The organism is Planococcus ruber, assembly GCF_022819085.1.
Lineage (GTDB): Bacteria > Bacillota > Bacilli > Bacillales_A > Planococcaceae > Planococcus > Planococcus ruber.
This window is the reverse complement of record NZ_JALHAG010000001.1, coordinates 1-12,575: the sequence shown is the minus strand read 5'-3', so window position 1 is coordinate 12,575 and position 12,575 is coordinate 1. Positions and strand designations below refer to the sequence as shown.

At 46.1% G+C, this 12,575-nt stretch carries 15 protein-coding genes; 9 read left to right on the top strand and 6 right to left on the bottom strand.

Features of this window, described 5'->3' with window-relative positions:
* Positions 1-79 precede the first annotated feature (79 nt).
* Together MTR82_RS00075 and MTR82_RS00070 are read right to left on the bottom strand one after the other, a co-directional pair.
* Positions 80-574 (bottom strand): cupin domain-containing protein, encoded by a 495-nt coding sequence (locus MTR82_RS00075; RefSeq protein WP_246807310.1) that lies wholly within the window; start codon positions 572-574, stop codon positions 80-82.
* 67 nt (positions 575-641) lie between these two features.
* Positions 642-1,292, bottom strand: a complete 651-nt coding sequence (locus MTR82_RS00070) for a LytTR family DNA-binding domain-containing protein (protein WP_246807309.1) — start codon at positions 1,290-1,292, stop codon at positions 642-644.
* 176 nt (positions 1,293-1,468) lie between these two features.
* On the opposite strand from MTR82_RS00070, the gene aceA reads away from it, so the two are divergent.
* From aceA to MTR82_RS00055, 3 genes are all read left to right on the top strand, one after another.
* Positions 1,469-2,758, top strand: a complete 1,290-nt coding sequence (gene aceA / locus MTR82_RS00065) for an isocitrate lyase (RefSeq protein WP_052650901.1) — start codon at positions 1,469-1,471, stop codon at positions 2,756-2,758.
* A 61-nt stretch (positions 2,759-2,819) separates the two neighbouring features.
* Positions 2,820-4,364 carry a malate synthase A gene (gene aceB, locus MTR82_RS00060; RefSeq protein ID WP_246808532.1) on the top strand — a complete coding sequence of 515 codons (1,545 nt, stop codon included), beginning with the start codon at positions 2,820-2,822 and terminating at the stop codon, positions 4,362-4,364.
* 18 nt (positions 4,365-4,382) lie between these two features.
* Positions 4,383-4,511 (top strand): YhfH family protein, encoded by a 129-nt coding sequence (locus MTR82_RS00055; protein ID WP_199876594.1) that lies wholly within the window; start codon positions 4,383-4,385, stop codon positions 4,509-4,511.
* A 134-nt stretch (positions 4,512-4,645) separates the two neighbouring features.
* Here the strand turns inward: MTR82_RS00055 and MTR82_RS00050 are convergent, their stop codons facing one another.
* Positions 4,646-4,939 carry a hypothetical protein gene (locus tag MTR82_RS00050; RefSeq protein WP_246807308.1) on the bottom strand — a complete coding sequence of 98 codons (294 nt, stop codon included), beginning with the start codon at positions 4,937-4,939 and terminating at the stop codon, positions 4,646-4,648.
* A gap of 23 nt (positions 4,940-4,962) precedes the next feature.
* The gene (locus tag MTR82_RS00045) at positions 4,963-6,120 is read right to left on the bottom strand and encodes an acyltransferase (RefSeq protein ID WP_246807307.1); all 1,158 of its coding nucleotides are present in this window, start codon (positions 6,118-6,120) and stop codon (positions 4,963-4,965) included.
* A 177-nt stretch (positions 6,121-6,297) separates the two neighbouring features.
* Between MTR82_RS00045 and MTR82_RS00040 the strand changes: the two genes are divergently transcribed.
* Positions 6,298-6,957, top strand: a complete 660-nt coding sequence (locus tag MTR82_RS00040) for an HAD family hydrolase (protein ID WP_246807306.1) — start codon at positions 6,298-6,300, stop codon at positions 6,955-6,957.
* A 37-nt stretch (positions 6,958-6,994) separates the two neighbouring features.
* Here the strand turns inward: MTR82_RS00040 and MTR82_RS00035 are convergent, their stop codons facing one another.
* On the bottom strand, positions 6,995-7,603 hold the full coding sequence (locus MTR82_RS00035; protein ID WP_246807305.1) for a pyroglutamyl-peptidase I: 609 nt from the start codon (positions 7,601-7,603) through the stop codon (positions 6,995-6,997).
* 158 nt (positions 7,604-7,761) lie between these two features.
* On the opposite strand from MTR82_RS00035, the gene MTR82_RS00030 reads away from it, so the two are divergent.
* The 5 genes from MTR82_RS00030 (at position 7,762) to MTR82_RS00010 (ending at position 11,350) form a co-directional block, all read left to right on the top strand.
* Positions 7,762-8,544, top strand: a complete 783-nt coding sequence (locus tag MTR82_RS00030) for an ABC transporter substrate-binding protein (RefSeq protein WP_052650896.1) — start codon at positions 7,762-7,764, stop codon at positions 8,542-8,544.
* A gap of 28 nt (positions 8,545-8,572) precedes the next feature.
* Positions 8,573-9,232 carry an amino acid ABC transporter permease gene (locus tag MTR82_RS00025; RefSeq protein WP_052650895.1) on the top strand — a complete coding sequence of 220 codons (660 nt, stop codon included), beginning with the start codon at positions 8,573-8,575 and terminating at the stop codon, positions 9,230-9,232.
* Positions 9,225-9,947: an amino acid ABC transporter ATP-binding protein gene (locus MTR82_RS00020; RefSeq protein ID WP_246807304.1), complete on the top strand. Its 723-nt coding sequence runs from the start codon at positions 9,225-9,227 to the stop codon at positions 9,945-9,947. The genes MTR82_RS00025 and MTR82_RS00020 overlap by 8 nt, the downstream gene beginning before the upstream one ends.
* 147 nt (positions 9,948-10,094) lie before the next feature.
* On the top strand, positions 10,095-10,982 hold the full coding sequence (locus tag MTR82_RS00015; RefSeq protein WP_246807303.1) for a hypothetical protein: 888 nt from the start codon (positions 10,095-10,097) through the stop codon (positions 10,980-10,982).
* 200 nt (positions 10,983-11,182) lie between these two features.
* Positions 11,183-11,350, top strand: coding sequence for a hypothetical protein (locus tag MTR82_RS00010; protein ID WP_199876593.1), 168 nt, complete (start codon positions 11,183-11,185; stop codon positions 11,348-11,350).
* Between the two features lie 64 nt (positions 11,351-11,414).
* On the opposite strand, the gene MTR82_RS00005 is transcribed toward MTR82_RS00010, so the two are convergent.
* On the bottom strand, positions 11,415-12,422 hold the full coding sequence (locus tag MTR82_RS00005; protein ID WP_246807302.1) for an LLM class flavin-dependent oxidoreductase: 1,008 nt from the start codon (positions 12,420-12,422) through the stop codon (positions 11,415-11,417).
* Positions 12,423-12,575 lie beyond the last annotated feature (153 nt).

Sequence of the window (12,575 nt, the reverse complement as noted above, 5' to 3'; positions counted from 1 at the left end):
TCTCGCCTGTGCGGCAAAAAGCGCCGCTTCGGCAATCCGTCTTAAGCTTGTCGAGGCTAAACGGCCGTTTCCGCTTTTCTTATGACCAAGTTGACAGCAGCGGGCCGTCTTCTCCGTGCACTGGGTCAAGCTGCGGCAATGGGGCGTTTAAAATTTCTTCGAGTACATCGGGGCGTTCCTCCTGCTCACCCAATTTTTTATTGGGCTCGAGACCGCCAGGATAAGCTCCGACTACTTGAAAATCTTCCGTGCTCTCCAGCAATTTATGACCGGTTCCGGCAGGCAAAACTACAACATCCCCCACTCTGACATCGAACGGCTTCCCTTGTTCTCCGCCAAGCTGGATTGTAGCGGAACCTGATCGTACACCCAGCACTTCGTGCGTGTTGCTATGGTAATGATGATAATTGAAAACGCCGTCTGTCCAGCTATTGGTCCATTCATTACGGTTAAAGGCCGCCTCGATTTCTTCTGGGTTCGTTTGGAATGCACCTGGATAAATAACCACCGGCAGCCTTGGGTTATTCGGGATCGATCCATCATCTTCGAAATGTACAAACTGTTCTTCTGGCATCTGTTTCACTCCTTTTCTTTCTTATCTCCCTTCTTCCCTTGAACCCTTCGATTAAAACGGTAAAAATCTAAAATCCTAAACGTTCCCTCACTGAACTTGTGTAGTTTTGGCTGACCGGCAGAACCGAGCCATCTTTCATGGTCAATAAATAATTGGAAGAAAAATCGCGGGAAATTTCCATGATGTAGGAAATATTGACAATGTAAGAGCGATGAATAGGCAAAAACCAATCAGGAAGCCGATCTTTCAAATACTTCAAAGTATGGATTGAACAATAAGCTTCTTCGTCTGCATAAAACCACGTCTTCTTTTGGCTGCTTTCGATATGTGAAATTTGTTCGACCGGTATCGGTTTCCATGCCTCATCCACTTTCCCAGTTAGAAAACGTACCGGCTGCTTTTGCCGGATCATGTAGTCCGGCGGGAGGATAATGACAAGCACCCCCGATTTTCCTGCTGCTTGAACCGGGTAGCCAATCCCAAAATAAGCAGCGCCAAGCACAGATTCTTCGACCAGCATTTCTATGCGTTTTCTTTCTGTATATGTACGGTCAGCTACACTTCCCGGCAACACTTCGTCGCCAATGCAGATTTTGAGTTCCCGCTTTCCGGACTTGTAGTAAACGTAACGCCCATCTACTGCAACTGCGATTGAAGCTTCTTCCGGAATCCAATCTCCTATGATAAATCCCATTTGTTCCAATGCCAGCTTTTCCATACACCGATTCCCCTTTCAAATGTCTTTGTCGTGAAATCTTTTCTTTTATCCGCAAATAACGTGTTTTATCCAATATTCAGGACAGTCAAACTATTCTGTTATATATTAATATACATCAAAACAAACTGTATTAATACAGTTGCTATAAAATTTTTTATTCGAAAGGGATGGATGAAATGGCCAACAAACAATACCAAATTGAAGAATTGAAAAAGAGCTGGGAACAGGACAGCAGATGGAATGGAATTGAGCGTCCCTACTCCGCAGAAGATGTTGTGAAACTTCGCGGATCCATTCAAATCGAATATACATTAGCCAAAAAAGGAGCCGAGCGGTTGTTCCGCTCCATTCACGAAAAAGATTTCGTCAACGCTTTAGGCGCATTAACCGGAAATCAAGCTGTCCAGCAGGTTAAAGCCGGATTGGAAGCGATCTATTTGAGCGGCTGGCAAGTTGCTGCGGATGCCAATTCAGCGGGACAAATGTATCCGGATCAAAGTTTATATCCCGTCGACTCGGTTCCGACCGTCGTCAAAAAAATCAACCAGGCACTCATGCGCGCCGACCAGATTGATAACGTCGAAGGCAATGAAGGATTTGATTGGTTCGCACCGATCGTGGCAGATGCAGAAGCGGGCTTTGGCGGCCCGTTAAATGTCTTTGAATTGATGAAAGCGATGATCGAAGCGGGTGCAGCAGGCGTCCACTTTGAAGATCAGTTAGCATCGGAAAAGAAATGCGGCCACTTGGGCGGGAAAGTTTTGCAGCCGACGCAGAATGCCGTCCGCAATTTGGTTTCTGCCCGATTAGCATCTGATGTGCTCGGCGTACCGACGGTCTTAATTGCCCGCACCGATGCAGATGCAGCGGACCTGATCACAAGCGACATCGATCCAGCTGACCATCCATTCATCACGGGCGAACGGACGCCGGAAGGATTCTACCGGACAAAAGCTGGTATTGAACAAGCGATTGCGCGCGGCCTCGCTTATGCCCCTTACGCGGATTTAGTGTGGTGCGAAACTTCGCATCCCAATTTGGAAGAGGCAAAACAATTCGCCGATGCGATCCATGCGAAATTCCCTGGCAAGCTGCTTGCCTACAACTGCTCGCCCTCCTTCAATTGGAAAGCGAAGCTCGATGAAGAAACCATTGCAAAATACCAGGTGGAGCTTGGCAAGATGGGCTATAAATTCCAATTCGTTACACTGGCTGGCTTCCATGCATTGAACCACAGCATGTTCGAGCTTGCGCATGATTATAAAGACAACGGCATGGCCGCCTACTCGAAACTGCAGCAAGCTGAATTTGCAAGCGAAGCAAAAGGCTATACGGCTACTCGCCACCAGCGTGAAGTCGGAACCGGCTACTTCGATGAAGTATCCCAAATCATTTCCGGCGGCACGAGTTCGACAACAGCGATGAAAGGCTCGACTGAAACAGCCCAATTCCAATCGGTGAAATGAAAGGATGAGTTGATTGATCACGAAACCGAATGTCTCCATTAAAAATACCGTAACGCCTGAAATGGAAACGATCCTCACTCCAGAAGCGCTGGCGTTTATTGAAAAGCTGCATGTGAACTTTGATGAAAGGCGCCGCAGCTTGCTTGAACGGCGGCAATTTCGCCAGCAGGAGATCGATGCCGGAAAGCCGCTCGATTTCTTGCCGGAAACGAAACACATCCGCGAAAGCGAGTGGACCATCGCGCCGCTGCCAGACGATATGAAAGACCGGCGTGTGGAAATCACCGGGCCCACTAACCGGAAAATGCTGATCAATGCGTTGAATTCCGGCGCGAAGATGTTCATGGCCGATTTGGAAGATGCGACCGCACCGAATTGGTTCAATGTGATCGACGGGCAGATCAATTTGCGGGATGCGGTCAGGCGGACGATTTCTTTTGAAGCGCCTGGCACCGGAAGAAAATATTCCTTGAATGAAGAAACGGCTGTTTTGATGGTCCGTCCCCGCGGCTGGCACTTATCCGAGAAGAACATTGAGATTGATGGACGCGCTGTTTCGGGAAGTTTGGTCGATTTCGGCCTTTACTTTTTCCATAACGCGAAAGAGCTGATGGCGCGCGGCACTGGCCCTTACTTCTACCTGCCGAAGATGGAAAGCCATTTGGAAGCGAGGCTTTGGAACGATGTTTTCGTTTTTGCCCAAGACGAGCTCGGCATTCCACAAGGAACCATTCGGGCGACAGTGCTAATTGAGACCATCCTCGCAGCTTTTGAAATGGATGAGATTTTATATGAACTGCGCGGCCATTCAGCCGGCCTGAATTGCGGCCGCTGGGATTATATTTTCAGTGTCATTAAGCGCATGCGGAACCGGCCGGAGTATTTATTCCCTGACCGGTCGCAAGTGACGATGACTGTTCCCTTTATGCGAGCTTATACGCAATTATGCATCCAGACTTGCCATAAGCGGAACGCTCCGGCACTTGGCGGAATGGCCGCGCAAATTCCAATCAAAGGAAATCCGGAAGCGAATGAAGCAGCCTTCCAAAAAGTGGCTGAAGACAAACGGCGGGAAGCGAAGGATGGCCACGATGGCACTTGGGTCGCCCATCCGGGAATGGTTAAAATAGCAATGGAGCAATTCGATGAACTGATGCCGGCGCCAAACCAGATCCACCGAAAACGGGAAGATGTACAAGTGAGCGCTGAAGCTCTGGTGGAAGTGCCGACCGGCAGCATCACTGAAGAAGGCTTGCGGTCCAACATTTCCGTCGGCATCCAGTATATCGCTTCCTGGCTGTCGGGAAATGGCGCTGCCCCAATCAATCATTTGATGGAAGATGCGGCCACGGCTGAAATCTCCCGGTCCCAAGTGTGGCAGTGGATCCGGCATCCGGGGGGCGTGTTAGAAGATGGCCGTGACATTACGCTTGAGTTGTTCCATGAAATCATCGAAGAAGAAGCGAATAGGATCAAAGAAACTGCCGGAGATGCCCTTTACCTTTCAGGACATTTTAAAGAAGCCCGTGAATTGTTTACAGAGCTGACGTTGCAAAATGATTTTGCCGAATTTTTGACATTGCCAGGTTATGAAAAACTAAACTAATTACTGGAGGAGATTTCAATGAAAACGACAAAAACTTATGAAACACGCTCTAAGAAAGAATGCCGGGAATGCGGATGCGAAATCAAAGAACAGCGCGAATCCATCATCTACGAATGCGAGCGCTGCATCGCAAGCAAAGATGAATGATTGGTTAGGGACCCCCCTCTAATAGGGGACCTTCTTTTCAGGCTGTACACCACGTTTTTTATTGAATGATTGATCATAAAACGGCAGAAACCGCTCATACACGAAAAAAGCCGCCAATTCGGCGGCTTTTTCGTTTAATCCTGGTTTGATGATTGAATGCGGTAACGCGAATCTTCTTCAAGTTTATTGAAAATCTCAATAAAACGGATGCCTTTTGTTTTTTCTTCAGTCGGCGCTTCTTCAGCATCCAACACATCCGCAAGTGGTTTTGCTTCCGGTTCAATGATGCGCGAATCGAAGTCTTCCATGAGGCTTTGCAGACCATCATAGCCATCCAATTCTTTGTCTTTGCTTACTTGTTCATACAGCTCTTGTGATTCTTCTTCCGTCAATTCGATATAGCCAACCATAATCCTTCTTGCAGCCATCCGATAACCTCCTGTCAAACTCGTTACGTTTCCTTTCTATACCCTTCACTGGAAACGGGATAAACCTCCGGCCCCTTTTCATCCGGCTTTTGCACTTGCCAGAACAAAGGTGCATTTTTCGGCAGCTTGCCATAGACGAAGCTCGCAAAAGGAATAAAGCGATGGAACCACCAGATCACGAAATAACAGATGACGGCGACCAGAAGATACTGGAAGAATATCATGAAATGCCAAGAATACCAGCCATCCCTGATAGGGAAATAGATATTCACTTGCGTGATGACATACGGATGCATTAAATAGAACCCGAATGAGTAATAAGCGATATTTTTAATTTTTAGCGTCGTTGTTTCTGCAAACGCAGTTACAAATCGTTCACAGAGATTAAAGAAGAACCATCCTCCGACAACGAGGAAACCGATGCCGATCAGCTTGTATAATTCTTCCGGAATCGGCACACGTGTATTAAAGGCGTTCTGATAACGGATCAACACGTACGGAATCGCCATGGAAAGGAAGGCAAAGAACAGCCAAACCGTTTTGGTCCGCGTGACTTTCGCCGCCAACTCTTCGTAATGCAGACCGATCCAGGCCCCCAGCAAAAAGGCCGCCATAGTGGACATGAAAAACGGTCCTGTGACGAGTTGATATTTCAGGTTGGCGAAATAATAAACAAATTCTAAGACAATGCCGACGAGCCACAAATACTTTCGCAGGAAAGCGGACTTCTGGACAATGAACATCAGAACTGGAAAGATCAAATAGAACTGAACGACCAGCGAGATAAAATGGAGTTGGTATTTGCTGCCCCCATCGATAATATTGTCGATGATGCCAGCCAGATCAAAAACTTTATGGTTGTAGTGGATGGCATCCGCTTCATAGATGATGCACCAGACAACGTATGGAATCAATATGTATATGACTCGTTTGCGGAAATAATCAAAAAGGACTTTCGGTGTCCATTCGCGGTTCCGGTAATTATAGAAAAAAACGATGCCCACAAGCATGATGAACAAACCAGCTTCCACCCGCACAATATTATTCAGAAAATGGTAGGACATATGTTGAATCGTATTTGGTGAGAACAAATGGCTGTACGGTGCCGTCACATGGACCAGAACAACCATCATCATTGCAAACACCCGTATGTAATAAATCGATTTAATTTCTTTTTTCAAATTCCATTACCTCCGGAAGAAATTGCAAAGTGAAGGTGCCACTTTTGCCTCTCCCCATCTTATCATAAAATTAGCATGTTTATCTTCCTTTAATCAAATGGAGAAACGAGTAGAATACGCCCCTTATTTCCGTTATGATGTTCTTACAAGAAATCAATAAGGACCGGAGTGATTCCTATGCGTGTAGCCATATTTGACTTTGACGGAACCCTGTATTCGAAAGAAACTTTTCAATTGATGATGGACCATTTAAAAACCCACCCGATCCACAGCAGCCGATATCGCCAGTTTTATCGGGCAATCATGCCGCCCTATATCGGTTCGAAATTAAAATTAGTCTCTGTCCAGAAAATGCGCGAGCGCTCTGTTCAAGCGTATTTATCCGCCTTGAAAAGTTTTACGAAACAAGAAATGGAATCTTATTTCAAAGAGATGGCTGACAAAATGCATGCTGATTTTAATCCGAAAGTTGTGGAGCGCCTTAAGAACCACGTAGACAAAGGCGATTATGTGATGCTCGTTTCAGGCGCTTTTACCCCTTTGCTTCATTCGGTGACGGCTGAACTGCCGATCGAAACCATTATCGGCACGGAAATTCCGTATGCCGACAGCATTTTGGACCATCAAGCCAAGATCAATCATATTCAAGGGCCGATGAAAACCCAAAAAATCCATGAAACATTGGCTGGAAAAGAAATCGACTGGGCAAATAGCTTTGCCTATGGCGACAGCCATTCGGATCTCCCTGTACTGGAACTCGTCGGACATCCCGTAGCTGTACAGCCCGAATCACGCCTCCGGACAGTCGCCGAACAGCGCAAATGGGAAATCATTTAAAAAAGCGATCTGCCAACCATGCGGCAGATCGCTTTTTCTATTCTGCTGCCATTGTTTCAATGCAAAGGCGAATGCCCTTTGCTAAATCGCTGTGCGGCCAGCTTGGAATGCTGCCGTGCTGAATCCCTAATTCATGCGAGGCCGGTATATGAATAAACCCTGTCGGCATATTCAATTGCTTCACAGAAGCCAGATGGAGACCTTCGTACATAATGTTATTGCATAGATATGCACCGGCTGTATTCGAAATCTCTGCAGGCAAGCCATTTTGAATCAAGCGTTCAACCATTTTTCGGATAGGCAAAGTCGATAAGTAGGCAGGCTCCCCTGCTTTTTCAACCGGTTCATCTACTGGCTTATGGCCTTTATTGTCCGGCGCACCGTCTTTGAAATTGATCGCAATGCGCTCCGGAGTAATCTTATAGCGGCCTGCCGCTAATCCAAGCGATACCGCTGCGTCCGGTTTAACTTCCTCTACGTACGACAGGAACAGTTTGCCGGATTGGTTAAAATCCACCGGCAGCACTTTTCCGACGATTTGATAGCCTGCAATATTTTCCCCATCCAGCTCTTCCACTATTTTCATCGTTGGATTGACCGTATAGTCCAAAAATGGTTCAAAGCCGGTCAACAATAGTTTTTTCATCCTTCTCACACCTCTCCCATCCATTATAGCTGAAAATACAGAAAAGTTAAAATACATTTTTATTCAATAAATCGAATAAAAAACCCTTTATTATTTTGAAGTAGTTTGTTAAAATTCATTTAGTTGAATAAATATTCGAAAACTTGGAGGAATTACATATGAAAAAGAAAAACGTTTTATTGGCTATTGCTGCTTCCGCTGCTTTAATGCTTGGAGCATGTGGAAATGATGACTCTGCGTCAGGCAGTTCGGATGCTTCTGACGATGCAAAAGTATTGAAAATGGGCACTTCGGCTGAATTTCCGCCTTTTGAATCCCGCAACGTAGAGGGAGAAATTGTTGGATTTGATATCGATTTGGCTAACCACATTGCTGATGAACTGGGCTATAAACTCGAAATCAATGATATGAAATTTGACGGCTTGATCGGTGCTCTTCAAAACGACCGGGTGGATATGGTTATTGCCGGCATGTCCGCGACTGAACAGCGCAAAGAGAACGTCGACTTTTCGACAGAATACAATCATTCCGGCGAAATGTTCTTGACGCCTAAAGGATCGGACGTAAAAACGCTTGAAGATCTGGAAGGAAAAGTTGTAGGCGTTCAGCTTGGAACGATTCAGGAAGAAGGGGCAAACAGCATCATCAAAGATGAAGGAATCAATTTCGAACTGAAATCCCTTGATGATTCCGGCGCATTGATCCAGGAAATCTTATCTGGCCGCATCGATGCCGCTTACATGGATAAAGCTGTTGCAAAAGGCTATATCGATGCTCAAGATCTTGATGCCTTTGATGATCCGACAACCGCTTCGCCTGGAATGGCCGTCGCTTTCCCGAAAGGCGGCGATCTTGTAGAAGATGTGAATAAAGTTCTCGCTGAAATGGAAGAAAGCGGAAAAATGGATGAACTAAAAGAGAAATGGGAGATTCTAGAATAATCTTTCTTATAGAAAAGAGTTGGATATTATGAACTTGGATTTTTCACAAATCGTCCCGTACATCCCTTTCATGCTGGAAGGGATTTGGGTGACATTAAAATTTGTCTTCTTTGCGATTATATTAGGAGCCATCCTCGGAACGATTTTAGCTTTGTTCAAAATCGGCAGCATCAAACCGCTGCGCTGGTTCGCTGATGCCTATACGTCAATCTTCCGCGGAACGCCGTTGATTTTGCAATTGATGATCATTTACTATTCCATCCCGCAATTAACGGGCTATGACATCTCGCCTTTCCTTTCTGCTATCCTGGCATTCGGATTAAATTCTTCCGCCTATATCTCAGAAATCATCCGGGCCGGCATACAGGCTGTGGATAAAGGGCAGATGGAAGCAGCACAGGCGCTTGGCATCCCTTATCGCGCGATGATGAAAGACATCATTTTGCCGCAGGCATTGAAGAACATCCTCCCTGCTTTGATGAATGAATTTATCACCTTGACGAAAGAATCTGCCATCGTCTCGACCATCGGCTACCTCGATTTGATGCGCCGTGCACAAGTCGTCGGCTCCGACCTTTTCCGCAACTTCGAACCCTTGTTGTTTGTCGGCTTGATTTACTGGTGCCTGGTCATGGGCTTGACGGTGCTTGGCAGATTGTTCGAACGGAGGTTGAAACTAAGTGATTAAAGTAGAAAAGCTGTATAAAAAGTTTGGAAGTAATGAAGTTTTGAAGGATATTTCCACAGAAATCAAAAAAGGCGAAGTGGTCTCAATCATCGGCCCTTCCGGCTCAGGAAAATCAACTTTCCTGAGATGCTTGAATTTGTTGGAGACCCCCACTTCCGGTTCAGTTATTGTAAATGGACAGGACTTGTCCGGTCCCAAAAAAGACATCCAGAAAATACGCCAGCAGATCGGCATGGTGTTCCAGCATTTCCACCTCTTCCCTCATCTGACGGTTTTAGAAAATTTGACGTATGCACCGATGAAAGTCAAAGGCGAGAAAAAAGCGTTGGCCGAAGAAAAGGCGCGGACATTGCTAAAACGCGTCGGATTGTCGGATAAGGAAAAAGCCTATCCAAGCAGCTTGTCTGGCGGACAAAAACAGCGTGTTGCCATTGCACGGGCTTTAGCAATGGAACCGGAACTCATGCTTTTCGACGAACCGACTTCCGCTCTCGATCCGGAAATGGTGAAAGAAGTGCTCGAAGTCATGAAGGACTTGGCAAAATCCGGCATGACAATGGCCGTTGTCACACACGAAATGGGCTTTGCCCGCGAAGTAGCAGACCGTGTCATCTTCCTCGACCACGGGGTATTGGTCGAAGACGGTCAGCCGATTGAATTTTTCAACAGCCCGAAAACAGAACGTGCTAGAGACTTTTTGGAGAAAGTGTTATAGAAAAGCGCCCGAAGCGGCGCTTTTTTCTATTCACGTGCAACTTCTTTTCTGATCAGCACTTGTTCATCCGATGCTCATATCTCCTCCGTTTATTTTCCTGCCCTCATGATATAATCAAAGCAGTTTGAAATAATAGAGGTGGAAATGTTGATTCGAAAGATTGTACTCTCAATAGCTGTTTTCTTTTTCATGGCGCTGATCTTATTTACCGGCATGATGTTCCTGAAAAACGAAACAGAAGTTTATTCGTTAGGAGAAATGAAATTAATGGTGGAAAAGCCGACGTTTTTCACCCTGTCAGAGGCTGAGCCAACAGAAGATGGCGAAGACCTGGTTTATGAACACGCAATTACCTTTTTCGGGATTCCGCTTGGAACTTACACTCTTGTTGAACGAACGCTTGAAAACGGCGTAGCGATCGTCTTCGAAGAAATCAACAACACGAGCTGGATGCCTTATGCGTTGTCATTGAACACAAACGGTTTGAAAGAGGCCAAAGTAAAATCATGGAATGAAGAACCGATTTCTCGCGAAGAAGATCCCGTATACGGCATTGACCCTACCCGCAACCCTTTTGGCACAATCAGCTCTTCCGAGAATGAAATATTGCAAGGGAATTTATACATATCCAGGCAAATCCCTCTTGGCAACGGCAATAAAGTCCAGGAACTGCGCCATGAAATCCCGGATTTGACTTTAGAAGAAGGCAGCTTGCTAAAAAGCTTCTGGCTCCCCCCAAAACATCAAGCGCAAACGTGGTTCATGTTAGGGCAAACACCTTTTTTTGAATCCGAAGAGAAGGAAGACGAATGGATTCAATTTGCCGCTGAAAATCGCCGGCAGCAGCTAAACTGGCTGACTCCAGCCGGTCCTTTGGTTAAAGTTGAACAAACAGACGACCTTCGCACCGAGCTCGCCTATGATTTAAACGAAGATCGGACAGCAGATATGGTTTCAGCAGAATGGAATGAAAAATCTCCTTCCCTCTTTTTTGAATCGATGGAACTGAATGCTGAAATTAATTTAAGTAAATGATTAAAATCCGCAAAAGCGAAGCTGCTTTTGCGGATTTTTTGTATGAAACATTTCCATCAACCCGCCATTTGAAAACAACAGAAAAGCCAAGCCCATTCACTTCCAATAAAGCAGAATAGTCAGTATAATTAATTGAGAGAGAATAATTCATCCATCATCCTTTTAGCGAAGTAGATAATTCACGAGGAGGTTATTTCATCATGGAACGCGCGCGAGTGGACCAAAAAGAAATTTCCCGTCTCTTGGAAGAAGATTACTATGCTGTATTGAATATGATTGGCGAAGGTGGACCGGATTATGCGGCTATTGAGGATGATGCGCCTGAAGAAGTGAAGCGCGACGCTAAAAAAGCAGAAGAGCTTCAATAAACTTCAGATTTGCAAGTACGATAAGACCCCGGGAAAGCAATGCTTTCCCGGGGTCATTTTTCTGTTATTCCATTAACTCGGCAACAATTTCATAAGAACGGAGCCGGTCTTTTTGGTGGAAAATCTGCGAATTGATGATCACTTCGTTCGCCCGTGTTTTATTGATGAAACTGCGCAGTTTTTCGCGCACCACATCCGGTGTCCCGACAATCATCGATTCCGAATCCAATTTCTCGCGGAAAATCGCAATTTCGCGGTCTGTCCACTCCTCTTCCAAATTGTCGATTGGCGGCATAAACGTCGTCGGCATCCCGCGCATCAGCGCAAACATCTGCTGCTGGCTGGAAGTTGCTAGCCACTCGGCCCGTTCTTGGGTATCTGCCGCAATCACATTAACCCCCACCATTGCGTAAGGCTCTTGTAAGTCTTTCGATGGTTTGAAATTCTGATGGTACAATTGCATCGCCTGCATTGTATAGTCCGGTGCAAAATGGCTGGCAAATGAGAAAGGCAAGCCTTTCACTGCTGCAAGCTGTGCGCTATAGCCGCTTGAGCCTAATAGCCATAAAGGAATATTCAACCCGATTCCTGGGTAAGCTTTGACGCGGCCAACCGGGTTATCGGAAAAATAATTCTGCAGTTCAGCGAGAGATTGCGGGAATTCATCCACATTGCTTTGCAAATTTCTGCGGAGCGCATAAGCCGTTGCTTGGTCGCTGCCTGGTGCCCGGCCAAGTCCAAGGTCGATGCGCCCAGGATAAATCGTCTCGAGCGTTCCAAATTGTTCAGCGATGACAAGCGGAGAATGATTGGGCAGCATTACGCCGCCTGATCCCACTCGGATCGTATTTGTATGGCCAGCAATATGGCCAATTAATAAAGACGTAGCCGAACTGCCGATGCCCGGCATATTGTGATGCTCAGCAAGCCAGTAGCGGTTAAAGCCCCATTTCTCTACATGCTGGGCAAGTTCCACGCTATTCGCAAAAGATTCAGCCGTCTCGCTGCCTTCATTGATCGGCGCTAAATCCAAAACGGATAAGGGAACATTTTCAAATTTCTTTTGATTCATCTGATTTTCACTCCTTGTCCCTCATATTGTAGCGACTTTACCAGATAAAGGCATGCAATCAGCTCATACACGAAAAGCGGAAAGAGCCGGTTAGCTTCGGCAGCTAAGAGATGGTCTAAACGAAGTGCAGTCCATCTCTTTGCGACGAAGCAC